Source organism: Streptomyces sp. NBC_01465 (assembly GCF_036227325.1).
Classification (GTDB): domain Bacteria; phylum Actinomycetota; class Actinomycetes; order Streptomycetales; family Streptomycetaceae; genus Streptomyces.
On record NZ_CP109467.1, the window covers coordinates 6,269,218 to 6,294,632 of the forward strand.

At 71.4% G+C, this 25,415-nt stretch carries 25 protein-coding genes; 20 read left to right on the forward strand and 5 right to left on the reverse strand.

Features of this window, described 5'->3' with window-relative positions; all coding sequences use genetic code 11:
* Window positions 1–18: 18 nt before the first annotated feature.
* On the reverse strand, window positions 19–408 hold the full coding sequence (locus OG707_RS29600) for a RidA family protein (RefSeq protein ID WP_329123622.1): 390 nt from the start codon (window positions 406–408) through the stop codon (window positions 19–21).
* A gap of 80 nt (window positions 409–488) precedes the next feature.
* On the opposite strand from OG707_RS29600, the gene OG707_RS29605 reads away from it, so the two are divergent.
* The 8 genes from OG707_RS29605 (at window position 489) to OG707_RS29640 (ending at window position 9,147) form a co-directional block, all read left to right on the forward strand.
* On the forward strand, window positions 489–1,220 hold the full coding sequence (locus OG707_RS29605; protein WP_329123624.1) for a hypothetical protein: 732 nt from the start codon (window positions 489–491) through the stop codon (window positions 1,218–1,220).
* A gap of 43 nt (window positions 1,221–1,263) precedes the next feature.
* Window positions 1,264–2,514 (forward strand): 1-deoxy-D-xylulose-5-phosphate reductoisomerase, encoded by a 1,251-nt coding sequence (dxr, locus tag OG707_RS29610; protein WP_329123626.1) that lies wholly within the window; start codon window positions 1,264–1,266, stop codon window positions 2,512–2,514.
* Complete coding sequence (locus OG707_RS29615; protein WP_329123629.1) at window positions 2,511–3,815, forward strand: M50 family metallopeptidase; 1,305 nt, start codon at window positions 2,511–2,513, stop codon at window positions 3,813–3,815. Before dxr ends, OG707_RS29615 begins: the two co-directional genes overlap by 4 nt.
* A 163-nt stretch (window positions 3,816–3,978) precedes the next feature.
* Window positions 3,979–5,133: a flavodoxin-dependent (E)-4-hydroxy-3-methylbut-2-enyl-diphosphate synthase gene (ispG, locus tag OG707_RS29620; protein ID WP_329123631.1), complete on the forward strand. Its 1,155-nt coding sequence runs from the start codon at window positions 3,979–3,981 to the stop codon at window positions 5,131–5,133.
* A gap of 104 nt (window positions 5,134–5,237) precedes the next feature.
* A complete protein-coding gene (locus tag OG707_RS29625) occupies window positions 5,238–6,080 on the forward strand; it encodes a GNAT family N-acetyltransferase (RefSeq protein ID WP_329128045.1) in 843 nt (280 codons plus the stop codon).
* Between the two features lie 27 nt (window positions 6,081–6,107).
* Window positions 6,108–6,815, forward strand: a complete 708-nt coding sequence (locus tag OG707_RS29630; protein WP_329128047.1) for a DUF1684 domain-containing protein — start codon at window positions 6,108–6,110, stop codon at window positions 6,813–6,815.
* A 26-nt stretch (window positions 6,816–6,841) separates the two neighbouring features.
* Window positions 6,842–7,381: a GNAT family N-acetyltransferase gene (locus OG707_RS29635; protein WP_329123633.1), complete on the forward strand. Its 540-nt coding sequence runs from the start codon at window positions 6,842–6,844 to the stop codon at window positions 7,379–7,381.
* A 71-nt stretch (window positions 7,382–7,452) separates the two neighbouring features.
* Window positions 7,453–9,147: a proline--tRNA ligase gene (locus OG707_RS29640; protein WP_329123635.1), complete on the forward strand. Its 1,695-nt coding sequence runs from the start codon at window positions 7,453–7,455 to the stop codon at window positions 9,145–9,147.
* Window positions 9,148–9,200: 53 nt separating this feature from the next.
* Here the strand turns inward: OG707_RS29640 and OG707_RS29645 are convergent, their stop codons facing one another.
* Complete coding sequence (locus tag OG707_RS29645) at window positions 9,201–9,623, reverse strand: hypothetical protein (protein ID WP_329123637.1); 423 nt, start codon at window positions 9,621–9,623, stop codon at window positions 9,201–9,203.
* 18 nt (window positions 9,624–9,641) lie between these two features.
* On the opposite strand from OG707_RS29645, the gene OG707_RS29650 reads away from it, so the two are divergent.
* From OG707_RS29650 to OG707_RS29665, 4 genes are read left to right on the forward strand one after another with little or no spacing between them, the layout of a single operon-like run.
* Window positions 9,642–10,673, forward strand: coding sequence for an FAD:protein FMN transferase (locus OG707_RS29650; protein WP_329123640.1), 1,032 nt, complete (start codon window positions 9,642–9,644; stop codon window positions 10,671–10,673).
* Window positions 10,670–11,308 carry a ferric reductase-like transmembrane domain-containing protein gene (locus tag OG707_RS29655; protein ID WP_329123642.1) on the forward strand — a complete coding sequence of 213 codons (639 nt, stop codon included), beginning with the start codon at window positions 10,670–10,672 and terminating at the stop codon, window positions 11,306–11,308. Before OG707_RS29650 ends, OG707_RS29655 begins: the two co-directional genes overlap by 4 nt.
* 4 nt (window positions 11,309–11,312) lie before the next feature.
* Entirely contained in the window at window positions 11,313–12,521 is a 1,209-nt protein-coding gene (locus tag OG707_RS29660) for an NADH-ubiquinone oxidoreductase-F iron-sulfur binding region domain-containing protein (RefSeq protein WP_329123645.1), read from the forward strand.
* Window positions 12,518–12,742, forward strand: a complete 225-nt coding sequence (locus OG707_RS29665) for a ferredoxin (RefSeq protein WP_329123647.1) — start codon at window positions 12,518–12,520, stop codon at window positions 12,740–12,742. Before OG707_RS29660 ends, OG707_RS29665 begins: the two co-directional genes overlap by 4 nt.
* Here the strand turns inward: OG707_RS29665 and OG707_RS29670 are convergent.
* The 3 genes from OG707_RS29670 to OG707_RS29680 are packed head-to-tail and all read right to left on the reverse strand — an operon-like array spanning window position 12,699 to window position 14,535.
* A complete protein-coding gene (locus OG707_RS29670; protein WP_329123649.1) occupies window positions 12,699–13,601 on the reverse strand; it encodes an aminoglycoside phosphotransferase family protein in 903 nt (300 codons plus the stop codon). The genes OG707_RS29665 and OG707_RS29670 overlap by 44 nt on opposite strands.
* Window positions 13,598–14,056 (reverse strand): ferritin-like domain-containing protein, encoded by a 459-nt coding sequence (locus tag OG707_RS29675; RefSeq protein WP_329123651.1) that lies wholly within the window; start codon window positions 14,054–14,056, stop codon window positions 13,598–13,600. The genes OG707_RS29670 and OG707_RS29675 overlap by 4 nt, the downstream gene beginning before the upstream one ends.
* Complete coding sequence (locus tag OG707_RS29680; RefSeq protein ID WP_329123653.1) at window positions 14,056–14,535, reverse strand: hypothetical protein; 480 nt, start codon at window positions 14,533–14,535, stop codon at window positions 14,056–14,058. The genes OG707_RS29675 and OG707_RS29680 overlap by 1 nt, the downstream gene beginning before the upstream one ends.
* 153 nt (window positions 14,536–14,688) lie before the next feature.
* Between OG707_RS29680 and rimP the strand changes: the two genes are divergently transcribed.
* The 8 genes from rimP (at window position 14,689) to OG707_RS29720 (ending at window position 25,390) form a co-directional block, all read left to right on the forward strand.
* Window positions 14,689–15,204: a ribosome maturation factor RimP gene (rimP, locus tag OG707_RS29685; protein WP_329123655.1), complete on the forward strand. Its 516-nt coding sequence runs from the start codon at window positions 14,689–14,691 to the stop codon at window positions 15,202–15,204.
* Between the two features lie 2 nt (window positions 15,205–15,206).
* Window positions 15,207–16,208: a transcription termination factor NusA gene (gene nusA / locus OG707_RS29690; RefSeq protein WP_329123658.1), complete on the forward strand. Its 1,002-nt coding sequence runs from the start codon at window positions 15,207–15,209 to the stop codon at window positions 16,206–16,208.
* Window positions 16,209–16,286: 78 nt separating this feature from the next.
* Window positions 16,287–16,571: a YlxR family protein gene (locus OG707_RS29695; protein WP_329123660.1), complete on the forward strand. Its 285-nt coding sequence runs from the start codon at window positions 16,287–16,289 to the stop codon at window positions 16,569–16,571.
* A 147-nt stretch (window positions 16,572–16,718) separates the two neighbouring features.
* Entirely contained in the window at window positions 16,719–19,871 is a 3,153-nt protein-coding gene (infB, locus tag OG707_RS29700) for a translation initiation factor IF-2 (RefSeq protein WP_329123662.1), read from the forward strand.
* A gap of 154 nt (window positions 19,872–20,025) precedes the next feature.
* Window positions 20,026–20,322, forward strand: a complete 297-nt coding sequence (locus tag OG707_RS29705; protein WP_206962755.1) for a DUF503 domain-containing protein — start codon at window positions 20,026–20,028, stop codon at window positions 20,320–20,322.
* Between the two features lie 25 nt (window positions 20,323–20,347).
* Complete coding sequence (rbfA, locus tag OG707_RS29710; protein WP_329123665.1) at window positions 20,348–20,788, forward strand: 30S ribosome-binding factor RbfA; 441 nt, start codon at window positions 20,348–20,350, stop codon at window positions 20,786–20,788.
* Window positions 20,785–21,690 (forward strand): tRNA pseudouridine(55) synthase TruB, encoded by a 906-nt coding sequence (truB, locus tag OG707_RS29715; RefSeq protein WP_329123667.1) that lies wholly within the window; start codon window positions 20,785–20,787, stop codon window positions 21,688–21,690. The genes rbfA and truB overlap by 4 nt, the downstream gene beginning before the upstream one ends.
* Window positions 21,691–21,871: 181 nt before the next feature.
* Window positions 21,872–25,390 carry a serine protease gene (locus tag OG707_RS29720; protein ID WP_329123670.1) on the forward strand — a complete coding sequence of 1,173 codons (3,519 nt, stop codon included), beginning with the start codon at window positions 21,872–21,874 and terminating at the stop codon, window positions 25,388–25,390.
* The last annotated feature ends 25 nt before the right edge of the window (window positions 25,391–25,415 follow it).

Here is a 25,415-nt window from a genome sequence, read left to right on the forward strand (position 1 = left end):
GGAACGTTTGTAACCGGGTTACGCGGGGAGTGCGGCGAGCGCCTCGATCTCCACCCGGAACGCCGGATGGACCAGCCCCACCACCTGCACCAGCGAGCAGGCGGGCGGCCGTTCGACGTCGATGAACTCGTCCCGCACCTTCCGGAACGCCCCCAGATCGGCCAAGTCCGTGAGAAAGACGGTGAGTTTGGCGACGTCGGCGAGCTCCGCGCCCGCCCCGGCCAGCGCAGCCCGCAGATTCACGAACACCTGCCGTATCTGGGCCTCGGCATCGCCCTCGCCGACGATCCGCCCCTCCGCATCCACCGGCACCTGGCCGGAGACGGCGACGGACTTCCCGCTGAAAGCGACCGCGTGGCTGTATCCATTCGTCGGCGGCGTCCCCTCGGGGCGCAGAAAATGCTCCACCGGACCTCCTCGTCCCGTCCCTACAATCGGTCTCTGATCGACGCCAGTTGATCAGACTTCAGGGGCGGGGAGCCAGACACATGAACCAGCACCACAGACGACGCGCAGCGGCCGGCGCACTCGTGGCCGTGCTCTGCGCAGGAGCAGCGGCATGCGGCGGCGACAGCAAGGACAAGGCCGACGCCAAGCCGTCCGCGTCCAAGAGCGTCAAGGCCCCCGCACCGCTCACCAAGGCCCGGTTGACCGCAGCCTCCCTCACCGACGGCGAGCCCGTCGGCCCGTACACCGCCTCCGAACCCGCCCTCGACGGCCCGTTCAGCGACGAGTACACCGCAGACCCCGAGGTCTGCCAGCCGCTCGTCAGCCTCAAGGAGGCCAGCGGCCAGTACGGCGCCCCCGTCGCCGAGGTCAACCGCACCGTCGACAAGCCCGACGAGATGCTCGGCGAGAGCGTCGACGTCCAGCTCAGGACGTACGCCGAAGGAAACGCGGCCCGCGTCATGCAGGCCCTCACCAAGGCCGGCACGGCCTGCGCGGCAGGCTTCACCGAGGAGCGGGCCGTCGCCAAGGGGAAGTACCTCAAGGTCGAGACGCTCAAGGCCCCGGCCATCGGCGACGAGGCCAAGGCCTTCCGTTTCACGGTCCTCGACGTCAAGGGCGAACTGAAGCTCTACCGCTACCTCACCGTCGCCCGCTCCGGCTCCACCACCCTCTCCTTCCGCGCCTCGATCCTCTCCACGAAGGACATCGGGGGAGTGCCGCAGGAGATCGTCGACGCGCAGTGGAAGAAATTCCAGGCGGCCAAGAACTGACGCCCCTGTCATTCCGCACAGTCGATGCGGCAAGAATGGGGGCATGAGCGACAGCCCTGCCCCCCTCGCCGACCCGCACATCGCCTTCGACGCGTCCGAAGGAAGCCGGGACATCGTCGTCCTCGGCTCCACCGGGTCCATCGGCACCCAGGCCATCGACCTGGTCCTCCGCAACCCCGACCGCTTCCGCGTCACCGCGCTCTCCGCCGCGGGAGGCCGGGTCGCTCTCCTCGCCGAGCAGGCGCGGCAGCTCGGTGTCCGTACCGTCGCCGTCGCCCGCGAGGACACCGTGCCCGCACTGCGCGAGGCCTTGCGCGCGCAGTACGGAAACGATCCGCTGCCCGAGATCCTGGCCGGCCCCGACGCCGCCACCCAGCTCGCGGCCTCCGACTGCCACACCGTGCTCAACGGGATCACCGGATCGATCGGCCTGGCCCCCACGCTCGCCGCTCTCGAAGCGGGCCGCACGCTCGCCCTCGCCAACAAGGAGTCGCTGATCGTCGGCGGCCCCCTGGTGAAGGCCCTCGCCAAGCCCGGCCAGATCATCCCGGTCGACTCCGAGCACGCCGCGCTCTTCCAGGCCCTGGCCGCCGGAAAGCGCGCCGACGTACGGAAGCTGGTCGTCACCGCGTCGGGAGGTCCCTTCCGCGGCCGTACGAGGTCGGAACTCGCGGACGTCACCGTCGAGGACGCGCTCGCGCACCCGACCTGGGCGATGGGCCCGATCATCACCGTGAATTCGGCCACCCTGGTCAACAAGGGACTGGAGGTCATCGAGGCGCACCTCCTCTACGACATCCCCTTCGACCGCATCGAGGTCGTCGTCCACCCGCAGTCCTACGTGCACTCCATGGTCGAGTTCACCGACGGCTCGACCCTCGCCCAGGCCACCCCGCCCGACATGAGCGGCCCCATCGCGATCGGCATCGGCTGGCCGGAGCGCGTCCCGGACGCGGCGCCCGCCTTCGACTGGACGAAGGCCTCCAGCTGGGAGTTCTTCCCGCTGGACACCGAGGCCTTCCCGTCGGTCGGCCTCGCCCGCCACGTCGGCGGCCTGGGAGGCACGGCGCCGGCCGTCTTCAACGCGGCGAACGAGGAGTGCGTGGAGGCGTTCCTCGCGGGGCGGCTTCCGTTCAACGGCATCATGGATACGGTCACAGCGGTCGTGACCGAGCACGGAACCCCGACAGCGGGAACTTCTCTGACGGTCGCGGACGTCTTGGAAGCGGAGACCTGGGCACGCGCCCGGGCCCGTGAACTCGCCCAGAAGGCCACAGCGGAGGCTCGCGCATGACCACGATTCTGTTGTCGGTCCTCGGCATCGTCATTTTCGCCTTCGGGCTGCTCTTCTCGATCGCCTGGCACGAGCTGGGTCACCTGTCGACGGCCAAGCTCTTCGGCATCCGCGTACCGCAGTACATGGTCGGCTTCGGCCCGACGATCTGGTCGCGCAAGAAGGGCGACACGGAGTACGGGGTCAAGGCGATCCCCGCGGGCGGCTACATCCGCATGATCGGGATGTTCCCGCCGGGCCCCGACGGCAAGATCGAGGCCCGCTCGTCCTCGCCGTTCCGCTCCATGATCGAGGACGCCCGCTCGGCGGCCTTCGAGGAACTGCAGCCGGGCGACGAGACCCGCCTCTTCTACACGCGCAAGCCGTGGAAGCGCGTCATCGTGATGTTCGCCGGTCCGTTCATGAACCTGATCCTCGCCGTGGTGATCTTCATGGGCGTTGCGATGGGCTTCGGTTTCCAGACCAGCACCACCAAGGTCGCCAGCGTCTCGAACTGCGTGATCTCGGCGAGCGAGAACCGTGAAACCTGCAAGAAGGGCGACGCGGCCTCGCCCGCCAAGGCCGCCGGCCTGCAGGTCGGCGACAAGATCGTGGCCTTCAACGGGACCCCGGTGACCAAGTGGTCGGAGCTCTCGGACCACATCCGCGCCACGATCGGCAAGGCCACCGTCACGGTCGAGCGCGACGGCAAGCGGATCGACCTGCACCCGGTCCTGGCCAAGAACACGGTGAACAAGAAGGACTCCAACGGCGACGCCGTGCCCGGGGAGTACGTACCGGCCGGGTTCCTCGGATACTCGCCGGCCTCCGAGATCCAGCCCCTCTCCTTCGGCGACTCCGTCAGCCGCATGGGCGACATGATCTCCAACGGCGTCGACTCGATCATCGCCCTCCCGACCAAGATCCCCGACCTCTGGAACGCGGCCTTCGACGGCGGCGACCGCAAGGCCGACTCCCCGGTCGGAGTCGTCGGCGCGGCCCGCATCGGCGGCGAGGTCATGACCCTGGACGTCCCCGCCGAGAACCAGATCGCGATGATGCTGTTCCTCCTCGCGGGCTTCAACCTCTCCCTCTTCCTCTTCAACATGCTGCCGCTGCTGCCCCTCGACGGCGGGCACATCGCGGGAGCGCTCTGGGAGTCGCTGCGGCGCAACCTCGCCCGCCTCACCAAGCGCCCCGACCCGGGCCCATTCGACGTGGCGAAGCTGATGCCCGTCGCCTACGTCGTTGCCGGGATCTTCATCTGCTTCACCGTCCTGGTGCTCGTGGCGGACATCGTCAATCCCGTCAAAATCACCTAGGAAAGAACACTTGGGGACGGCCGGACACGTTTTGTGTCCGGCCGTTCACGTTTGGGGGGATTCCCGACCGCAGTGCGCTGCCGCGCCCTCCGGTGACGTAATCTCGGAAGCCGAAGCCCGCTGATCTCGGGACCTCGATCCACACCTTGGGGATGCACTGCGCATGACTGCGATTTCTCTCGGAATGCCGGCCGTTCCGACCAAGCTCGCCGAACGACGGGTCAGCCGCAAGATCCAGGTCGGCACGGTCGCCGTCGGCGGTGACGCCCCCGTCTCCGTGCAGTCCATGACCACCACGCGTACCTCCGACATCGGCGCGACGCTGCAGCAGATCGCCGAACTGACGGCCTCCGGCTGCCAGATCGTCCGGGTCGCCTGTCCGACGCAGGACGACGCCGACGCGCTGAAGACCATTGCCTCGAAGTCGCAGATCCCGGTCATCGCGGACATCCACTTCCAGCCGAAGTACGTCTTCGCCGCCATCGACGCCGGCTGCGCCGCGGTCCGGGTCAACCCGGGCAACATCAAGCAGTTCGACGACAAGGTCAAGGAGATCGCGCACGCCGCGCGCGACACCGGCACCCCGATCCGTATCGGCGTCAACGCGGGCTCCCTCGACGCGCGCCTGCTGAAGAAGTACGGCAAGGCCACGCCCGAGGCGCTGGTCGAGTCCGCGCTCTGGGAGGCGTCCCTCTTCGAGGAGCACGGCTTCGGCGACATCAAGATCTCGGTCAAGCACAACGACCCGGTCGTCATGGTCAACGCCTACCGCCAGCTCGCGGCCGCCTGCGACTACCCGCTGCACCTGGGCGTCACCGAGGCCGGTCCCGCCTTCCAGGGCACCATCAAGTCCGCGGTCGCCTTCGGCGCCCTGCTCTCCGAGGGCATCGGCGACACCATCCGCGTCTCGCTCTCCGCGCCGCCCGCCGAAGAGGTCAAGGTCGGGCTCCAGATCCTGGAGTCGCTGAACCTCAAGCAGCGCCGCCTGGAGATCGTCTCCTGCCCCTCCTGCGGCCGCGCCCAGGTCGACGTCTACAAGCTCGCCGACCAGGTCAGCGCCGGACTCGAGGGCATGGAGGTGCCGCTGCGCGTCGCCGTCATGGGCTGCGTCGTCAACGGCCCCGGCGAGGCCCGCGAGGCCGACCTCGGTGTCGCCTCCGGCAACGGCAAGGGGCAGATCTTCGTCAAGGGCGAGATCATCAAGACCGTCCCCGAGTCGAAGATCGTCGAGACGCTCATCGAGGAAGCGATGAAGATCGCCGAGCAGATGGAGAAGGACGGCGTCATGTCCGGTGAGCCCGAGGTCTCCATCAGCTGACACACGGCTTCAGGTGTCCGAGCCCCGTCCGGTACTCCGGGCGGGGCTCAGACGCGCCAGGTACAGTTCGGAGATCAGCAGACCGTTTGGTGAGGCCCCTTGTGTTGACGCATACCGCCACCCGGGTCCTCGAACCCAGCGACCTCGACGCCGCGCTCGCCATCCTCCACAGCGAGCCCGTCGCGAACGCCTTCGTGACCTCCCGCGTGCAGGTCGCCGGGCTCGATCCCTGGCGGCTCGGCGGTGAGATGTGGGGCTGGTACGAACACGGCCGGCTCCGCTCCCTCTGCTACTCCGGGGCGAACCTCGTCCCCATCTGCGCCACCCCCGACGCCGTCCGCGCCTTCGCCGACCGGGCCCGCCGCAGCGGCCGCCGCTGCTCCTCCATCGTCGGCCCCGCCGAGCCGACCTCCCTGCTCTGGAAGCTCCTGGAGCCGAACTGGGGCCCCGCCCGCGACGTCCGCGCGCACCAGCCCCTGATGGTCACCGAACAGCCCTCGCCCGAGGTCAGGCCCGATCCGCTGGTCCGCCGCATCCGCAAGGACGAGATGGAGGTGATCATGCCGGCCTGTGTCGCCATGTTCACCGAGGAGGTCGGCGTCTCCCCGCTGGCCGGTGACGGCGGGCTGCTCTACCAGGCGCGGGTGGCCGAACTGGTCGGCGCGGGCCGCTCGTTCGCCCGGATCGAGGACGGCAGGGTCGTCTTCAAGGCGGAGATCGGTGCCGCCACCGTACGGGCCTGCCAGATCCAGGGCGTCTGGGTCGCCCCCGAGTACCGCGGCCGCGGGCTCTCCGAGACCGGCATGGCGGCCGTACTGAACTTCGCGCTCGCCGACGTCGCCCCGGTCGTCAGCCTGTACGTGAACGACTTCAACACCGCCGCCCGCGCCTCCTACCGCCGCGTCGGCTTCCGGGAGACCGGCGCGTTCATGAGTGTCCTGTTCTGAAGCACTACCGATGTGAGCGAGTACGACATGGCCGAGAAGACACCCGCCGAGCAGTCCTGGGACCAGTGGCAGGCCGAGCGCCTGCGCTCGCTCACCGCACCCCAGGGCAACCTCGCCCTCGTCGAGACCCGCTGGCTGCCCGCAGGCGAGCGCCCCGACACCGAAGCCGCCCTCGAAGGGCAGCCGTCGAGCGTGACCGTCACCACCGTCGAGCGCACCGACATCGTCACCGGCGAGCCCGAGTTCGCGCTGCGCTTCTGGGACGCGAAGTCCCCGGCCATCGAGCACTTCGAGCGCACGGACGTCTTCCCGTACGACCCCGCATGGGTCCTGGAGGCCGACTACACGCCGGTCGCCGACGCCCGCAAGGTCTCCTTCGAGCACATCCGCGACAACGGCGGCACCCGTGAGCTCGTCGTCCCCGGCGACATCACGCTCACCGTGGACTCCACCCCGTACACGCTCAGCGCCTTCGACGACGACGGGACGCTGCTGCTGGTCTTCGGCGACCCCACCAACGGCGTCTCCACGTACGGCGCCGGGCGCTTCCTCTTCGTCCACCGCGAGGAGGGCAGCAGCCGGGTCGTCCTCGACTTCAACCGCGCCTTCGTCCCGCCGTGCGGCTTCTCGATCCAGTACAACTGCCCGATGCCGCCCCGGCAGAACCGATTTCACCTGCCCGTCGAGGCCGGCGAGAAGCTTCCGGTCTTCCGCGACGGCTTCGAGGCGTACTGACCGCGCCCTGACATAAGGTGCCGGGCATGGTGGATGACGTCGTGGTCGGTCCGGTCAACCTCGCCGAGCGCGTGGACGAGGCCCTCGCCGTACAGGCCCTCGCCTTCGGGCTCAGCGCGGACGAGGTCGGCGTCCGCCGCCACATCGTGCTGCGGCACCTCCTCAACCCCGGTGCTCGCGCGCTCGGCGCGACCTCCCTCGACGGCCGGCTGGTCGGCTTCGTCTACGGCATGCCCAACGACCGCAACCACTGGTGGTCCACCGTCGTCGAGCCCTACCTGCGTACCAACGGCGCCGCCGACTGGCTCGACGACTCGTTCGTCATCACCGAACTGCACGTCCACCCCGACTTCCAGGGCCGGGGCGCAGGCCGCCGCCTGATCACCCAGATCACCGACAGCGCCGAGCAGCCGCGCTCGATCCTCTCCGCGATCGACACCGAGTCCCCGGCCCGCGGGCTCTACCGGAAGCTGGGCTACGAGGACCTGGCCGAGCAGGTCCACTTCCCCTCGGCGGCGCTCCCGTACGCGGTGATGGGCGCCCCGCTGCCGCTCCGCCGCCGTTAACCAATTACCGCAGCCGCCCGCCCCCCGGCTAACCTCCTGCTATCACCGATTCGCAAGCAGGAGTTGTCACCATGGCCCAGGTCCAGCGCATGTCCAAGTTGATGGTCAAGACACTGCGCGACGACCCGGCGGACGCCGAGACACTCAGCCACAAGCTGCTGGTCCGCGCCGGCTACGTCCGCCGCAACGCGGCCGGCATCTGGACCTGGCTGCCCCTGGGCAAGAAGGTCCTCGACAACATCACCCGTGTCGTACGGGAAGAGATGGACGCCATCGGCGCCCAGGAGGTCCTCCTCCCCGCCCTCCTGCCCAAGGAGGCCTACGAGGCGTCCGGCCGCTGGGAGGAGTACGGCGACCTGCTCTTCCGCCTCAAGGACCGCAAGGGCGCGGACTACCTGCTCGGCCCGACGCACGAAGAGATCTTCACGCAGACGGTCAAGGACCAGTGCTCGTCCTACAAGGACCTGCCGGTGATGCTGTACCAGATCCAGACGAAGTACCGCGACGAGGCGCGTCCGCGCTCCGGCGTGCTGCGCGGCCGTGAGTTCCAGATGAAGGACTCGTACTCCTTCGACACCACGGACGAGGGCCTCGCCGAGTCGTACGCGCTGCACCGCGCCGCGTACATCAAGATCTTCACGCGCCTCGGCCTCGACCACCGCATCGTCTCCGCCGTCTCCGGCGCGATGGGCGGCTCGGCCTCCGAGGAGTTCCTGGCCCCCGCGGCGGCCGGCGAGGACACCTTCGCCGACTGCCCGAACTGCGACTACGCCGCCAATACCGAGGCCGTCACCTTCAAGGCCGCGGTCGCCGCAGCCGAGGCCCCGGGCGCGGTGGAGGAGCTGGACACCCCCGACACCCCGACGATCGAGACCCTGGCCGCCCACCTCGGCGTCCCGGCCTCCGCGACCCTCAAGAACCTCCTGGTGAAGATCGACGGCGAGATCGTCGCCATCGGCGTCCCCGGCGACCGCGAGGTCGACCTCGGCAAGCTGGAGGAGCAGCTGGCCCCGGCGGTCGTGGAGCTGGTCACGGCCGAGGACTTCGAGGGCCGTCCGGATCTCGTACGCGGCTACGTCGGCCCCCAGGGCCTGGACAAGGTCCGCTACATCGCCGACCCGCGCATCGCGGCCGGCACGTCCTGGATCACCGGCGCCAACAAGGAGGGCAAGCACGCGAAGAACGTCGTCGCGGGCCGTGACTTCGAGGTCGACGACTACCTCGACGTCGTCGTGGTCGAGGCGGGCGACCCCTGCCCGAACTGCGGCACCGGCCTCACGCTGGACCGCGCTATCGAGATCGGCCACATCTTCCAGCTGGGCCGCAAGTACGCGGACACCTTCCAGCTCGACGTGCTCGGCCAGCAGGGCAAGCCGGTCCGCGTGACCATGGGCTCGTACGGCATCGGCGTCTCGCGCGCGGTCGCGGCCCTCGCCGAGCAGACCGCCGACGACAAGGGCCTGGCGTGGCCCAAGGAGATCGCCCCGGCCGACGTGCACGTCGTCGCGGCGGGCAAGGCGCTCCAGACGGAGCTGGCCCTGGACGTCTCCGAGAAGCTGGGCGCCGCGGGCGTGCGGGTCCTGGTCGACGACCGTCCCGGTGTCTCGCCGGGCGTGAAGTTCACGGACGCGGAGCTCATCGGCGTACCGCAGATCCTGGTGGCGGGCCGCCGCTCGTCCGAGGGCGTCCTGGAGCTGAAGGACCGCCGTACGGGCGAGCGCGAGGAGCTCACGGTCGAGGAAGCGATCGCACGCCTCGTAGGCTAAATGTCTGGTTTTCCCGGGATGGGCGGAATGCTCATCCCGGGATCACTGCTGTCTCAGCCTGCTCTCATCTGAAGCGCCCACCGTAGGGCGTGGAGCGACAGCCCTTGTCGCTCGGACGGGAGAGTGATGACGGGCCGGGTGAGCAGAGGAAGGCGCCGGATAGCGGCGGTGACGGCAGCGACCGCGCTGGCCGGCACGGCGGCGGTGGCGGCGCTGGTCGGCACGATGCAGGCGGACGCGGCAGAGACGACGGGGAGCGGTACGGACACGGGCTCCACGCCCAGCTCCACCCCGAGCAAGGAGAGCGCGTCCAGCACGGACGACAGCTCCTCCAGCTCGAGCTCCACGGACGACAGTTCCTCCAGCTCCAGCTCCAGCTCCAGCTCGGACTCCAGCTCCACGGCCGACGACTCCTCCCAGCTCCAGTCCCCGAGCTCGACCCCGTCCGCGAGCACGGACACCGGCTCCAGCGACACGACGTCGGGGAGCTCGTGATGGCACCCGCGACCGCACCGCGTACCCGTACCGCATCCGCCGACTCCTACGCCCTCGGCAGCCGGGTGCGCCTGGTCGTCACCGACCCCGAGCACCTCGACGCCTGCAGCTGGCTGCTGGCCCGCAGCCTCGCCGAGGTCGACGCGGCCTGCAGCCGGTTCCGCAAGGACTCCGAGCTGGTCGCCCTGGACTCCGCGGGCGGCCTGACCACCCCCGTCAGCCCCCTGCTCGCCGACGCCCTGGCCACCGCCCTGCGGGCCGCCCGCCTCACGAAGGGTGCGGTGGACCCCACGGTCGGCTCCGCCATGGAGGCCATCGGCTACGACCGCGACTACCGCCTGGTCGAGCGCGACGGGCTTCCCGTACGCCTCGAAGTCCACTCGGTCCCCGGCCACCACCGCATCACCCTCGACTGCGAAGCCGGCACGGTCACCGTCCCGCGCGGCATCCGCCTCGATCTCGGCGCGACTGCCAAGGCCTGGGCCGCGGACCGCGCCGCCCGGCACCTCGCGGAGGCCTCGGGCTGCGGCGTCCTGGTCAGCCTGGGCGGCGACACCGCCGTCGCGGGCCCGCCGCCCGCCGACGGCTGGCGCATCCGCGTCCAGGACATCACCGGCCACCCGCACGCGGTGACGGACGGCCCTCAGTCGACGGTGACGATCCGCGAGGGAGGCCTGGCCACGTCGGGCACGGCAGCCCGCAACTGGCTGCGCGGCGGCCGCCCGCTGCACCACATCATCGACCCGACCACGGGCACCAGCGCGGATTCCCCCTGGCGCACGGTGTCGGTGGCGGCGGCCACCTGCGCAGACGCCAACACGGCGTCCACGGCCACACTCGCCAAGGGCCCCCAGGGCGAGTCCTGGCTGCGCTCCCAGAACCTCCCGTCCCGCCTGGTCGCCCACGACGGCACGGTCCTCACCCTGAACGGCTGGCCCCCCGAACCGCTCCCGTGGCGCAAAGCAGTGAGCCGCACCAGGGCGGCCCTGTCCCGCATAGCCCCCCTCCCGACCGAAGGGGGCCCCGCATGACCGCCGACAGCCCCCTCCTCTGGTACGTCAGCCGGGCCACCGGTGTCGTGTGCCTCGTCCTCTTCACCGCCGTCGTGCTCCTCGGCATCCTCGTCCACCTGCGCAAACGCCTTCCCGGGCTGCCCCGCTTCGGCACCGTCGGGCTGCACCGGACCCTCTCGCTCCTCGCCGTCGTCTTCCTCGCCGTCCACATCGGCAGCTCGGTCTTCGACAGCTACGTCAACATCTCCCTCCTCGACGTCCTCGTCCCCTTCGCCTCCGACTACCAGCCCCTCTGGCTGGGACTCGGCACCGTCGCCTTCGACCTGATGCTCGCCGTCGTCGCCACCAGCCTGCTCCGGCGCCGCATCGGCCACCGCGTCTGGCGTGCCGTGCACTGGCTCGCCTATCTCTCCTGGCCCGTCGCCCTCGTCCACGGCATCGGGATCGGCACGGACACCGGCGTCGACTGGATGACCTGGCTCACCGTCGTGTGCGTCGTCGCCGTCGTCGGCGGGGTCACCGTGCGCGTCCTGTACGAGGTACGGGCCGGCCGGCGCCCCGAGACCCCCGCGTCGCTGCTCGACGGCGCCCGCCCGCTCCCGCGGCAGCAGGCAGCGCCCCAACCCCCTGCCCGCGTACGGAAAGGAGCGTGACCCCATGACCACCGCGATCCGCACCCTCCCCGGCCGGCTCCTTCCGCCGGAGGGCACCGAGCCCCTTGCCCACGGGCCGCTCCCCGCCACCCTGCGGCTCGACGCCGTCGAGGCGTCCGGGCTCACCGGGCGCGGCGGGGCCGCCTTCCCCGTGCACCGCAAGCTCGCCGCCGTCGCGGCCGCCGGGGGCTCGCCCGTGGTCGTCGCCAACGGGTCCGAGGGAGAGCCCGCCAGCGCCAAGGACAAGACACTCCTGGCTCGCAATCCCCAACTCGTCCTCGACGGGCTCCAGTTGGCGGCCGGGTTCCTCGGGGCGAAAGCCGCCTTCCTCACCCTCGAAGAGGGCACCGGGCTGACCCGCACCCTCCGCGACGCCATCGCCTCCCGCCCGCACGACCCCCGCCCCGTCCACCTCACCGAGGTCCCCGCGCGGTTCCTCTCCGGCGAGTCCTCCGCCCTGGCCGAGCACCTCAGCGGCAGACCCGCCCGCCCCCGTCACCCCCAACCGCCCGTGCGCGAACAGGGAGTTGGCGGCGCCCCCACCCTCGTCCAGAATGTCGAGACCCTCGCCCATCTGGCCCTGATCGCCCGCTACGGCCCCGACTGGTTCCGTACCGCGGGCACCGCGTCCGAGCCGGGCACCATGCTCTGCACCGTGCACACCGCGACCGCCCCGCCCCAGGTCGTCGAGACCCCCGTCGGCACCCCGCTGCGCAGGCTCCTGCCGCTCGACGGCGCCTCCGCGGTCCTGATCGGCGGCTACCACGGCGCCTGGCTGCCCGCGGCCGACGCCGCCCGCCTCAACCTCGGCGCCAAGAGCCTCACACCGTACGGAGCCGCCCCCGGCGCAGGAGTGCTGGCGGCTCTCCCCGCCGACCGCTGCGGCCTCGTCGAGACCGCCCGCGTGCTGCGTTACCTCGCCCTGCAGTCGGCCGGCCAGTGCGGCCCCTGCCTCAACGGGCTGCCCCGTATCGCGGGCGCGTTCTCCCAACTCGCCCACCCAGGACCGCAGTCGACCCTGCGCCAGGACGTGACCCGCTGGTCGGGCCTGGTCGAGGGCCGCGGCGCCTGCCACCACCCCGACGGCACGGTACGGCTCGTCCGCAGCGCCCTCACCGTCTTCGCCGCCGAACTCGACCACCACGCGACGGGCCACTGCACGGCGAGCGACTTCACGCCGCTGCTCCCCGTCCCCGAGGAGACACCCCGATGAGCCGGACCCACATCGAGATCGACTGGACGTCCTGTACGGGCCACCGCCTCTGCGTCGAGCAGCTGCCCGACCACATCACGTCGGACGAGTGGGGCTACCCCCTGATCGTCGACACCCTGGTGAACACCAGGGCCGCCCGTCGCGCCGAGGCCGACTGCCCGGTCCTGGCCCTGCGGCTCACAGCCAGTCCGCGAACTCCAGCAGCAGTTCCGCGTCCTTAGGGCGCCCCACGCGCAGCGCCCGCACCCCGGACTCCACGGCCCGGAAGAGGGTCCAGCCGCGCAGGCGCTCCTGGTCCACCTCCAGCGACTCGGCCAGCTTCTTCACCCGGCGACGGGTGGTCGAAGCGCCCGTCGAGGCCGCGATCAGGTCTTCGACCCGGTCGCGCACCAGGCGGGCCAGGTCGAATGCCGTCTCGCCGACCACGGGGTCGGGACCGATCGCCAGCCAGGGCATCCGTTCGGAGGACAGCACCTTGCTCTGGCGGAACGTGCCGTGCAGCAGCCGTGTCTCCGGGGGCAGCATCACGAGTTCGTCCCGTACACCCACGGCCGCGTCGACCAGCGGCGCGATCTCGGGAAACGCGGCCACCGAGGCGCGCATGGCGGCGGCCTGCCGGCCCGTGCGCTCCGTCACCGTCTCGCAGTTGCGGCCCGGCGGAGGCTCGATCCACAGGCGGCGCAGCGTGCCGGCTGCTTCGAGCAGGGCCCTCGACTCGGGCAGGGAGCGCACCGAGACCTCGGGTCGCAGCCGCTCCATGAGCAGCGCACCGTCGCCCGTGTCGGGACCGAGGAGCTGAACCGCCCCGAAGCCGTTCCACTGTGTGAGGGCCGCCCGCTCCGGTTCGGGCCGGCCCCGCCCGGGCGCCAGCTTCAGCGTGGCGGGGGTGCCGTCGGCCTGCCGCACCAGGGCCACCAGACTGCTGCGTCCGCCGGGCATCTGGATCCGCTCGACCGTCAACTCGCGCTGCAGGGCAGCCTCTTGGAGGAGCCGCGGCAGATCCTTCAGCCACTGCTCCGCCTGCCCGTCCTGCGCCTCGCCGAGCGCGTTCACCAGCCGCTGCGGCGGTTCAAAAGTCATACCTGCGGTGTTCCCTCATCGGCGGTCTTGGTCGTCACGGTGCGCTCCACGAGCCCAGGAAAGGCTACGCTCCCGCCGCCCCGCCACCGCACCGCCCGCACCGCGGACTCCCGCAGCGCACCGGCGGCCTCACGGCGCAGGGGGCCTTCCGCAGCCCGTACGAGATCCGAGTAGACGTCCGCCACCCGGTCCTCCAGGACGGCCGCCAGCCGCACCGCCGCGTCGGACCCGGTCACCGCGAAGGGCAGCGCGTAGGCGGCGTCGGCCACCACCGGCGTCCCGCCCAGGTCACGCACGGTACGGACGAGACCGTCGCGCCGGGAACGGTGAGCGGCGTACGCCTCACGCGCCTCGTCGCGCCGCCCCGCACGCACCCGCCCGCCGACGACCCCGTACCCGTACACGGCGGCATGCTCGGCAGCCAGCGCGGCCTGCGCCGCGTCCAGAGCGCTCATCAGCGGTTCCCCTCGGTCAGCAGATACGCGTGCACCTCGCCCGCGGCCGCCACGGAAGCCAGCAGCCGGGCCAGCTCGGCGGGGGCGGCGTCCAGCGATGCGGTGTGGGCACCGGCGGTACGCCGCTCGGCGGCGATCAGCGCCTTCACGGCGGAGGCGCGGTCCGCGGGGGCGGCGGGTACCCGCGCAGCCGGTGTCCGTACCGGGGACAGCGCCTGGACATGCGCCGCGACAGCCTCCCGCATCGGCCGCAGCAACCGCGCCGTCACCGGATGCCGGGCGAGCACGGCGTCGTACTGCCCCAGCAGCGCCCGGCTCGCAGCGGCGGAACGCTTCCGCAGTACGGTCTCGGGATCGGCGGCGGCCGGAGCCGGCTTCGGCGCGCTCTTCACCGGTTCTTCGGAGGAGCAGCCGGCTGCCAGCAGCCCCGCCCCCGTCATGATCAGCGCACGCCTGCGTGTGGTCCCCGTGCGCGGCACGTGTGTCTCCCTCGGCCCCTCGAAGTGATCACCGCAGGCGAGCGTACCCGCGGGCCCGCGGCCGAGGGACGGCAACACCCCCCGCGACCGGATACCCTTTGACCTGACACGCGACAAACCCACAACAGCAGACGCGGCCGAGGAGTCACCCGGATGAGCACCACCCAGAGCGAGAGGCTGCGCGGGCTGCTGGAACCGCTCGTCGCCGCCAAGGACCTGGATCTGGAAGAGATCGAGGTGTCCCGGGCAGGCCGCCGCGGCATGCTGCGCGTCATCGTGGATTCCGAGGAGGGCGTCGAGCTCGACGCCTGCGCCGAGCTGAGCCGTGAGATCTCCGCGAAGCTCGACGAGAGCGATGTCATGGGCGAGGGCGAGTACGTCCTCGAGGTGAGCTCGCCGGGCGCGGACCGCCCGCTGACCGAGCACCGCCACTACGTACGCAACATCGGCCGCCTCGCCAAGCTGACGCTGACCGAGGGCGGCGAACTGGTCGCGCGCGTCCTGAAGGTGGACGACGAGGGCCTCGACCTCGAAGTGCCGGGCGTGAAGGGGCGCAAGCCCACCGCCCGCCGCGTCGCCTTCTCGGAGATCGCCAAGGCGCGCGTCGAGCTGGAATTCAGCCGCAAGGACAAGAACGACGAGAACGACGAGAAGGAAGAGGAGGCGTAGCCATGGACATCGACGTAAAGCTTCTGAAGGGCTTGGCGAAGGAGAAGGAGATTTCCTTCGACCAGCTGGCCGATGCGATCGAGTCGGCCCTCCTCATCGCCTACCACCGCACCGAGGGAGCGCGCCGTCACGCGCGCGTCAGCCTCGACCGTGAGAACGGGCATGTGACGGTGTGGGCGAAGGAGGACCCCGCAGACCTCGAAGAGGGCCAGGAGCCCAAGGAGTTCGACGACACCCCGGGCGACTTCGGCCGGATCGCCGCGACCACCGCCAAGCAGGTCATCCTGCAGCGGCTGCGCGACGCCGAGGACGATCTGACGTTCGGCGAGTACGCGGGCCGTGAGGGCGATGTCGTCGCGGGCGTCGTGCAGCAGGGCAAGGACCCCAAGAACGTCCTGGTCGACATCGGCAAGCTGGAGGCCATCCTGCCGGTGCAGGAGCAGGTCCCCGGCGAGGACTACACGCACGGGCTGCGCCTGCGCACGTACGTCGTCCGTGTCGCCAAGGGCGTCCGCGGCCCGTCCGTGACGCTCTCGCGCACCCACCCGAACCTGGTGAAGAAGCTCTTCGCGCTGGAGGTCCCGGAGATCGCGGACGGCTCGGTCGTCATCGAGGCGATCGCCCGCGAGGCCGGCCACCGCACGAAGATCGCGGTGCGCTCCACGCGCTCCGGCCTCAACCCCAAGGGCGCCTGCATCGGCCCGATGGGCAGCCGTGTGCGCAATGTCATGGCCGAGCTGCTCGGCGAGAAGATCGACATCGTGGACTGGTCGGACGACCCGGCCGAGATGGTCGCCAACGCCCTCTCGCCGGCCCGCGTCAACAAGGTCGAGATCGTGGACCTCGGCATGCGTTCGGCCCGGGTCACCGTCCCCGATTACCAGCTGTCCCTTGCGATCGGCAAGGAAGGCCAGAACGCCCGGCTCGCCGCGCGCCTGACCGGCTGGCGGATCGACATCCGCCCGGACACCGAGCAGCCCGAGGCCGACGAAGACCGCGACTGATCATCAACGACTGATCACAACATCCGTTCGATTTTTCCCCCAAAGGGGTGAGGTCGTTACGGGGAGGTAGACTTAACCGTGTCTGGCCGTACGCATACTCCCGCGTGCCCTGAGCGAACCTGTGTGGGATGCCGGGAGCGAGCGGCCAAGAGCGATCTGCTGCGCATCGTCGCGGTCGAGGGCACTTGTGTCCCTGATCCGCGCGGTACGCTGCCCGGCCGGGGTGCTTATCTGCACCCCGCCTCGGTCTGTCTCGACCTGGCGGTCCGCCGCCGGGCGTTCCTCCGGGCCTTCAAGGTCCAGGGTCCGCTCGACAGCGAGACATTGAGCCGGTACGTCGAGCAGAGCACCGCAACACCGTAAGAAGAGAACGGCACGGGACCCCGTGCGGTCAGGTACCTCGCGAGTTGGAAGTAGGTCGAGATTGCGATGAGCACTCGATGAGTACGCGATGAGTACGCCCATGAAGTAGCGACGGTCCGGCGGTAACCCGGACCTAAAAGGAGCGAAGTGGCTAAGGTCCGGGTATACGAACTCGCCAAGGAGTTCGGGGTTGAGAGCAAGGTCGTCATGGCCAAGCTCCAAGAACTCGGTGAATTCGTACGTTCGGCGTCCTCGACGATCGAGGCGCCGGTTGTACGCAAGTTGACTGACGCACTGCAGGGGCCCGGCGGCAACGCCGGCAAGTCCGCTGCAAAGCCCGGCGCGCCCCGCAAGGCGACGCCCTCGAAGCCCGCAGCGCCCTCCCCGGCGGCTGCGGCACGTCCTGCTGCCCCGAAGCCCGGCGCACCGGCTCCCAAGCCGGCCGCCGCCGAGGCCCCCGAGGTCAGCACCCCCGCGCCCAGCACCCCTGCTGCGGCGCCTTCCACGCCGGCGGCTGCCGGTCCGCGTCCGGGCCCCAAGCCCGCCGCGGCCAAGCCCGCCCCGGTGACTCCGGTCCCGGCCGCCGAGTTCTCGGCTCCGGCTCCGGCCCAGCCCGCCGCTGCCCCGCAGCAGCAGGCCCCGCGTCCCGCGGGTGCCACCCCCGGCCCGCGCCCCGCGCCCGCCCGTCCGGCTCCGGCCGGCGGTCAGCGTGACGGCGGCCAGGGCGGCGCACGTGGTGGCGAGCGCGGCGGCGACCGTCCCGCGCGTCCCGCAGGCCAGGGCGCCCCGCGTCCCGGCGGCGCACGTCCGGCCGGTCCCCGTCCGGGCAACAACCCCTTCACCTCCGGTGGCTCCACGGGCATGGCCCGTCCGGGCGCGCCTCGTCCCCAGGGCGCCCCGCGTCCCGGCGGCGACCGCCCCGGTGGCGACCGTTCCGGCGCTCCGCGCCCGCAGGGCGGCCCCGGTGGCGCCCCGCGTCCGCAGGGTCAGGGCGGCCCCGGCCGTCCGAGCCCGGGTGGCATGCCCCGTCCGCAGGGCGGCGCCCCGCGTCCGGGTGGTGCTCCGGGCGGTAACCGTCCGAACCCCGGCATGATGCCGCAGCGTCCCGCTGCAGCTCCCCGTCCCGGCGGCGGCCCCGGTGGCCGTGGTCCCGGTGGCGGTCCCGGCCGTCCCGGTGGCGCAGGCGGCGCAGGCCGTCCGGCCGGCGGTGGCTTCCAGGGTCGTCCGGCAGGTCCGGGCGGCGGCGGTCGTCCCGGTGGCGGCGGCGGCTTCGGCGGTCGTCCGGGTGGCGGTGGCGCTCCCGGCGGTGGCGGCGGCTTCGGCGGTCGTCCCGGCTTCGGTGGACGTCCCGGCGGTCCCGGTGCCCGTGGTGGCACACAGGGTGCCTTCGGCCGTCCCGGCGGGCCCGCCCGTCGTGGCCGTAAGTCGAAGCGCCAGAGGCGCCAGGAATACGAGTCGATGCAGGCTCCGTCGGTGGGCGGCGTCATGCTGCCCCGTGGCAACGGACAGTCCGTCCGTCTGTCCCGCGGTGCTTCGCTGACCGACTTCGCCGAGAAGATCAACGCCAACCCGGCGTCGCTCGTCGGCGTGATGATGAACCTCGGCGAGATGGTCACGGCCACTCAGTCGGTCCCCGACGAGACGCTGCGGCTTCTCGCGGACGAGATGAACTTCGTCCTGGAGATCGTCAGCCCCGAGGAGGAGGACCGCGAGCTGCTCGAGTCCTTCGACATCGAGTTCGGCGAGGACGAGGGCGGCGAAGAGGCTCTGGTCTCGCGTCCGCCGGTCGTGACCGTCATGGGTCACGTCGACCACGGTAAGACCCGACTTCTGGACGCGATCCGCAAGACGAACGTCGTTGCGGGCGAGGCCGGCGGTATTACGCAGCACATCGGTGCGTACCAGGTCGCCACCGAGGTCAACGGTGAAGACCGCAAGATCACCTTCATCGACACCCCGGGTCACGAGGCGTTCACCGCCATGCGTGCCCGTGGTGCCAAGTCCACCGACATCGCGATCCTCGTGGTGGCGGCGAACGACGGTGTGATGCCCCAGACGATCGAGGCGCTGAACCACGCCAAGGCGGCCAACGTGCCGATCGTGGTCGCGGTCAACAAGATCGACGTCGAGGGCGCGGACCCGACCAAGGTGCGCGGTCAGCTCACCGAGTTCGGTCTGGTGGCCGAGGAGTACGGCGGCGACACGATGTTCGTCGACATCTCCGCCAAGCAGGGCCTCAACATCGAGTCCCTCCTGGAGGCCGTCGTCCTCACCGCCGACGCCTCGCTCGACCTGCGGGCCAACCCGGAGCAGGACGCACAGGGCATCGCGATCGAGTCCCACCTGGACAAGGGCCGCGGCGCCGTCGCGACCGTCCTCGTCCAGCGCGGAACGCTGCGGGTCGGCGACACGATGGTCGTGGGCGACGCCTACGGCCGAGTGCGCGCCATGCTCGACGACAAGGGCGAGAACGTGGAAGAGGCGGGTCCCTCGACTCCGGTCCTCGTCCTCGGTCTCACCAACGTCCCGGGTGCCGGCGACAACTTCCTGGTTGTCGACGAGGACCGCACCGCCCGTCAGATCGCCGAGAAGCGTGCAGCGCGTGAGCGCAACGTCCGCTTCGCCCGCAAGGGTGTCCGGTTCTCCCTGGAGAACCTGGACGAGGCGCTCAAGGCCGGTCTGGTGCAGGAACTCAACCTCATCATCAAGGGCGACGCGTCCGGTTCGGTGGAGGCCCTCGAGGCCTCGCTGCTCCAGCTCGACGTCGGCGAAGAGGTCGACATCCGCGTCCTGCACCGCGGTGTGGGTGCGGTCACCGAGTCGGACATCGACCTGGCGACCGGCTCCGACGCGATCGTGATCGGGTTCAACGTCCGTGCGGCCGGTCGTGCCGCGCAGATGGCCGACCGCGAAGGTGTGGACGTCCGGTACTACTCGGTCATCTACCAGGCGATCGAAGAGATCGAAGCGGCCCTCAAGGGCATGCTCAAGCCGGAGTACGAAGAGGTCGAGCTCGGTACGGCGGAGATCCGCGAGATCTTCCGCTCGTCCAAGCTGGGCAACATCGCCGGTGTGCTGGTCCGCTCCGGCGAGGTCAAGCGCAACACCAAGGCGCGCCTGCTCCGCGATGGCAAGGTCATCTCGGAGAACCTCAACATCACCGGTCTGCGCCGCTTCAAGGACGACGTCACCGAGATCCGCGAAGGCTTCGAGGGTGGTATCAACCTCGGTAACTTCAACGACATCAAGATCGACGACGTCATCGCGACGTACGAGATGCGCGAGAAGCCGCGCGGCTAGTCGCTGCGTGACTGATCCGTACAGCATCAGTCGGGGCCGCTCGGCGGAAGTTATTTCCGTCGAGCGGCCCCGGCCGTTGCGTGTACGGTTCTTGTGTCCCTGCCAACAGATGTGGCGGGGCGCGAACCCGAACCGGCGGGACATCCGGGCACACATGTATGTGGGGACTCTGTCCTTCGATCTGCTCCTCGGCGACGTACGGTCGCTGAAGGAGAAACGCTCCGTCGTCCGGCCGATCGTGGCCGAGCTCCACCGCAAGTTCGCGGTGAGCGTGGCCGAAGTCGGCGACCAGGATCTCCATCGCAGGGCCGAGATCGGTGTGGCGATGGTGTCCGGGGAGACGGGGCATCTCAAAGAAGTACTCGACCGGTGCGAGCGACTCGTCGCCGCCCGGCCGGAGGTGGAGCTGCTGTCCGTCAGGCGGCGGCTGCACGGCGACGAAGACGATTAGCAAGGCTTGAGAAGGAGACGGACCAGTGGCCGACAACGCGCGGGCGAAGAAGCTGGCGGACCTCATCCGCAAGGTGATCGCCGAGAAGCTGCAGCGCGGCATCAAGGACCCGCGTCTGGGCACGCATGTGACCATCACGGACACACGGGTCACCGGCGATCTGCAGGAGGCCACGGTCTTCTACACGGTCTACGGCGACGACGAGGACCGGGCCAGTGCGGCAGCGGGCCTGGAGAGCGCCAAGGGCATCCTGCGCTCGGCCGTGGGCGCGGCGGCGGGGACCAAGTTCACCCCGACCCTGACGTTCATCGCCGACGCACTGCCCGACAACGCCAAGGCGATCGAGGACCTCCTCGACAAGGCACGGGCCCAGGACGCCAAGGTGCGCGAGGCGTCCTCGGGCGCCACGTACGCCGGCGACGCCGACCCGTACAAGGCCCCGGGCGAGGACGACGCCGCAGAATGAGCCAGCAGAGCACCATGAAGACGCCGGACGGCCTTGTCATCGTCGACAAGCCGTCCGGCTTCACTTCGCACGACGTCGTGGCCAAGATGCGCGGGATCGCCAAGACCCGCCGCGTGGGCCACGCCGGCACCCTCGACCCGATGGCCACGGGCGTGCTCGTCCTCGGCGTCGAGCGCGCCACCAAGCTGCTCGGGCACCTCGCGCTGACCGAGAAGGAGTACCTCGGTACGATCCGCCTCGGCCAGGACACGATCACCGACGACGCCGAGGGCGAGATCATCTCCTCCACGGACGCCTCGGGGGTCACCCGTGAGGGCATCGACGCGGGGGTCGCGAAACTGACCGGCGCCATCATGCAGGTGCCGTCCAAGGTCAGCGCCATCAAGATCGACGGCAAGCGGTCGTACGCGCGGGTGCGCGGCGGCGAGGAGTTCGAGATCCCCGCCCGCCCGGTCACCGTCTCGCAGTTCACGGTGTACGACGTCCGTGAGGCCACCGCCGAGGACGGCACTCCCGTCGTCGACCTGGTCGTCTCCGTCGTCTGCTCCTCGGGTACGTACATCCGCGCCCTCGCCCGCGACCTGGGCGCCGGGCTCGGTGTGGGCGGGCATCTGACGGCCCTGCGCCGCACGCGCGTCGGTCCGTACAAGCTCGATGTCGCCAAGACCCTGGACCAGCTCCAGGAGGAGCTGACCGTCATGCCCGTCGCGGAGGCCGCCACGGCCGCCTTCCCGCGCTGGGACGTCGACGAGAAGCGGGCGGGGCTGCTGCTCAACGGGGTGCGCATCGAGATGCCGGCGTATCCGCCGGGTCCGGTGGCGGTCTTCGGACCCGACGGAACCTTCCTGGTTCTCGTTGAGGACCAGAACGGCAAGGCCAAGAGTCTCGCCGTCTTCGCATAGCCCACCGTGGAGCGGGCAAGGCCGCATGCCCGCTCCACGATCCCCCTCGGAAGGTGTCTATCCGCTTCCACCCCCGGATTCACCCCTTCGGGCAGGCGCTCGGAGTGAATGGAGGGGCGTTCGGGGGCGCTTTCGCCGGGCGTTCTTCTCTTGCTGATCACTCCATGCCTACCGTCGGGGTATGGGACGCGGGGACCGGGAGACGCTGGTACGCATCTGCGATCTGGCGGGGCGCCCGCGCGGCACCGGCTTCGTCGCGGACGACCGGGGCACGGTGGTGACCAGTCATGAGGCCGTCGACGGGCTGAGCAGGGTCGTGCTGCACGCGGACGGGCAGCGGACCTTCCTCGCCGAGGCCGGGGACGTGACCTCGTTGCCGGAGCTCGGTCTTGCATTGCTGCGGACCGATGGGCTCGGGGTGCGGCCGCTGCCGATCGCCGTACGGGAGGCGGGGGTCGAGGCGGGGACGTATGTGCGGATCGCCGCGCACGGGTGGCGCGAGGCGCGGATCCTGGGCGAGGCGGAGGTCACGTACACCGCGACGGACCGCTTCCATCTGCTGGGCGCCGCACTGGAGTTGGCGGTCGGTACGGATGGCAGCAATGCGCTGCGGCTCGGCGGGGAGGCGGCCGGGGGGCCGGTTCTGGACGCCGTCACGGGGGCCGTGCTCGGGGTGATCGGGACCGCGCTGGAGGCGGGGCGGTCGGCGGCGGGGTTCGCGGTGCCGTTGCGCGGGGCGGGGCTCGGGGAGCTGCTGCGGCGGAACGGGGCGGTCGTGCCGGCGTACGGGCGCGATCTGAATCTGGCGGGGGTGCTGGAGCTGACGGCCACCTCGGTGGGGGCGGTCGACGTGCGGCTGGACGTGGTCGAACGACCGGATGTCGTACGGGAGTTGGACTCCTTCGCCGGGCTGGTCCTCGGCGTCGTCGGGGATCCGGGCAGTGGTCGTACGACAGAACTCGGCGCGCTCGCCGCACGGCGGGCCCGGGGCGCCGAGCCCGCGCCGACGCTCTGGCTGCGCGGCGCCGATCTGCGCGCCGGGGACGCGTCGGTCGCCGACGCGGTGGCCCGTACCCTCCAACAGGCCGGGCGGATCGTCGCCCCGGGCGGTCTGGGGGCGGCCACGCCCGAGGGGGTCGCACGTCTCGCGGCGGACGCGGGCCAGCCCCTGCTCGTGCTGCTCGACGGGCCCGAGGAGATGGCGCCCGTACTGGCACACCGGATGGCCGACTGGGCGGCGGGGACGGCGAGTTGGCTGCGGGCGCACCGGGTGCGGATGGTTGTCGCGTGCCGTCCCGAGCACTGGGAGCAGGCGTCCGCGCTCTATCCGGAGGGAGCGGCGGACGTCGTACGGATCGGGGATCTGACGGCGGCGGAGGCGGAGCGTGCGCGCGTACGGAACGGAATCCCGGACGGCGCCCTCGCGCCCGCCGACGCGGCGCACCCCCTCGCCCTGCGGCTCCTCGCGGAGGTGCGCGAGGCGCTCCCGGAGGGGGCGGAGGGCTGCCCGTCCCGCGAGGAGATCTTCACCGCGCACCTGGACCTGATGTGCCTGCGGATCGCGGTCCGCATCGCGGCCGGGGCTGGGCCCGCGCTGCGGGGGAGCGCGGTGCGGAGGCTGGCGGCGCGGGTGTCGGGGCGGGTGCACGAGGCGGCGCGGCGGTGTCTGGGGCCGGGGCAGGGGGAGTTGGACCGCGAGGCCTTCGAGGAGCTGTTCCCGTGGCGTACGGGCTGGGCGTCGGCGGTACTCACCGAGGGGTTGATCACCCCGGCGGGCACCGGCTACCGCTTCGCGCACGAGGAGCTGGCCGACTGGATCCAGGGCGAACACCTGGACGTGGACGGGGCGTTGAGGGCGCTGGTCCACCGCTGGCACGAGGGCAAGGGCCCGACGGACCCGACGGTACGGCTCCCCTCCCGCCCCGGCCCGAGCGACGCACCGGTACCAGGCGCACGCGACGCCTCCCGCGCCCTGCCGGTACCCCGCCACCGGATCGGCCCGGTGATCCGCGCGCTGCTCGTGCTGGGCCGGGAGCGGGGACCGGCTGAACTGGGCCGCAGGCTGGGGGAGTTGTTGGAGGCCGTGGACCGGCTGGCGCCCCCTCCGGCGGAGATCCGGCTCCCGCAGCAGACCCCCGCGCCGGAACGAGTCCCCGCACCCACAGGGGAGCTCCATGTCCGCCTCGACGACGCGCGCTGGTGGGCCGTGCATCTCCTTGCCGAGGTGCTGCTGCGGTTGTCCGACGCCGAGGAGCAGCGTGCCGTGCTGCGGCGGCTGGCCGACCGGATTGCCGTGAGCGGCGAACACCCCGGCGCCTACGGGCTGTTCGGGCCCGGCTTCTGGGAGCGGGTCGCCATCGGCGACGAGGTGCGCCTCGATCTGCTGCGGCGGCTCGTGCCGGTCGACGGGGTTCCCGGGGACGAGCCGGGGCGGGACCGGTATCTCGATGCCGTTGCGCGGCGGCTCGTGGCGGCGCCCCGCTTTGTGCAGGTGCTGCTCTGTGGGTGGTTCGCCGACGAGCGGGCGCTGCCCGCCTCCCCGGGGGCAGACGTGCTGCCCACCGTCGCACGTGCCGCGCAGGCGCTGCTCTACGCCCGGCGGCGCCTCGCCGTGGACGATCTCACCGAGGCCCTCGCCGCCGCCTCGCACCCCCGCGCCGACGAACTCCTCGCCGCGCTCGCCGAGGACGAGACCCCCGCCCTCTGCCGGGCCGTCGACCGCTGGGCCCACGACGACCGCCCCGCCCGCCGGGCCGCCGCTGCCGTCCACGGTCTCCTCGTCGCCCCGCACGTCACCACCGAAGCCGACCGCGAGCTGCTGCGGTACGCCGCCCTCGCCCTCCTCGGGCGTACCGCCGACACCGACCTCCACGGGCCCGCGCTCGCCCTCCTCGTGACCGACCCGGCGACCCGGACCCGCTATCTGCCCCGCGCCCTGCTCCTCCTCTCCTCCGGCCGGCTCCCCGCCTCCGCCGCAGCCGTCGCGCTCGCCACCCACCCGGACCAGGTCCTCGCCGCCTTCCGGGCCCGGCTGGACGAGCCCGGCGACGGCGCGGGCGAGGTGCTGCGGGCGCTCGCCGAGGTGGACACCCCCGCGCTCGCGCGCCGGGCCGCCGACCTCGTACGCGAGTACGTCGACCGCCACCCGGAGGGCGCAGCCCATGCCGCCGCCTTCGTCGACCGGCGCTTCGAGCACGGGCCCGCCGCCAGGGCCGTCCTCTTTCCGCTGGTCACCGGGATGCTGCGGGGCCATCCGCCCCAGGTCCGGGCCGCCCTGGCGCCCGTCCTCGCCGCGCCCGGCAGTCGGGTCTCGCGGGCGATGCGGGCCGAGCTCGTGGACGTACTCCTCGATCACGAGCGGTACGCGGGCTGCGACCACACCGTTCTGGACGCCCTGCTGCAGGCCGCCGCCCAGGGATCACCGCACCGCTCCGAGCCCCGGACCCGGGACCTCGTCCACCGCACCGGGCTCCTCCTGGTCCGTACGCCCGAAGGCGCCTCCTGTTTCGATCGACGCCTGGTGGAGCTGGCGGAGGAGGTCCCCGGATTCGCCGCGCAGATCGTGGACTGGTTCGCCGACGCCCCTGATGAATGGGCCGCCGTCATCGGACCGAGCGCCCGCAGAACGGTCGAGTCGCTCGGCGGACCCATGCCGATGCGGGCCGGGACGGCCGGGCATGGCAGTCTTAGACCTGCGTGAGTAGGCGTGATGAGACGTACACAGG

What these genes read in the sequence shown, in the direction of transcription:
- OG707_RS29605 (WP_329123624.1), top strand. Translation starts at nt 489, where the DNA reads ATGAACCAGCACCACAGACGACGCGCAGCGGCCGGCGCACTCGTGGCC.
- dxr (WP_329123626.1), top strand. Translation starts at nt 1,264, where the DNA reads ATGAGCGACAGCCCTGCCCCCCTCGCCGACCCGCACATCGCCTTCGAC.
- OG707_RS29615 (WP_329123629.1), top strand. Translation starts at nt 2,511, where the DNA reads ATGACCACGATTCTGTTGTCGGTCCTCGGCATCGTCATTTTCGCCTTC.
- ispG (WP_329123631.1), top strand. Translation starts at nt 3,979, where the DNA reads ATGACTGCGATTTCTCTCGGAATGCCGGCCGTTCCGACCAAGCTCGCC.
- OG707_RS29630 (WP_329128047.1), top strand. Translation starts at nt 6,108, where the DNA reads ATGGCCGAGAAGACACCCGCCGAGCAGTCCTGGGACCAGTGGCAGGCC.
- OG707_RS29635 (WP_329123633.1), top strand. Translation starts at nt 6,842, where the DNA reads ATGGTGGATGACGTCGTGGTCGGTCCGGTCAACCTCGCCGAGCGCGTG.
- OG707_RS29640 (WP_329123635.1), top strand. Translation starts at nt 7,453, where the DNA reads ATGGCCCAGGTCCAGCGCATGTCCAAGTTGATGGTCAAGACACTGCGC.
- OG707_RS29650 (WP_329123640.1), top strand. Translation starts at nt 9,642, where the DNA reads ATGGCACCCGCGACCGCACCGCGTACCCGTACCGCATCCGCCGACTCC.
- OG707_RS29655 (WP_329123642.1), top strand. Translation starts at nt 10,670, where the DNA reads ATGACCGCCGACAGCCCCCTCCTCTGGTACGTCAGCCGGGCCACCGGT.
- OG707_RS29660 (WP_329123645.1), top strand. Translation starts at nt 11,313, where the DNA reads ATGACCACCGCGATCCGCACCCTCCCCGGCCGGCTCCTTCCGCCGGAG.
- OG707_RS29665 (WP_329123647.1), top strand. Translation starts at nt 12,518, where the DNA reads ATGAGCCGGACCCACATCGAGATCGACTGGACGTCCTGTACGGGCCAC.
- OG707_RS29670 (WP_329123649.1), bottom strand. Translation starts at nt 13,601, where the DNA reads ATGACTTTTGAACCGCCGCAGCGGCTGGTGAACGCGCTCGGCGAGGCG.
- OG707_RS29675 (WP_329123651.1), bottom strand. Translation starts at nt 14,056, where the DNA reads ATGAGCGCTCTGGACGCGGCGCAGGCCGCGCTGGCTGCCGAGCATGCC.
- rimP (WP_329123655.1), top strand. Translation starts at nt 14,689, where the DNA reads ATGAGCACCACCCAGAGCGAGAGGCTGCGCGGGCTGCTGGAACCGCTC.
- nusA (WP_329123658.1), top strand. Translation starts at nt 15,207, where the DNA reads ATGGACATCGACGTAAAGCTTCTGAAGGGCTTGGCGAAGGAGAAGGAG.
- OG707_RS29705 (WP_206962755.1), top strand. Translation starts at nt 20,026, where the DNA reads ATGTATGTGGGGACTCTGTCCTTCGATCTGCTCCTCGGCGACGTACGG.
- truB (WP_329123667.1), top strand. Translation starts at nt 20,785, where the DNA reads ATGAGCCAGCAGAGCACCATGAAGACGCCGGACGGCCTTGTCATCGTC.
- OG707_RS29720 (WP_329123670.1), top strand. Translation starts at nt 21,872, where the DNA reads ATGGGACGCGGGGACCGGGAGACGCTGGTACGCATCTGCGATCTGGCG.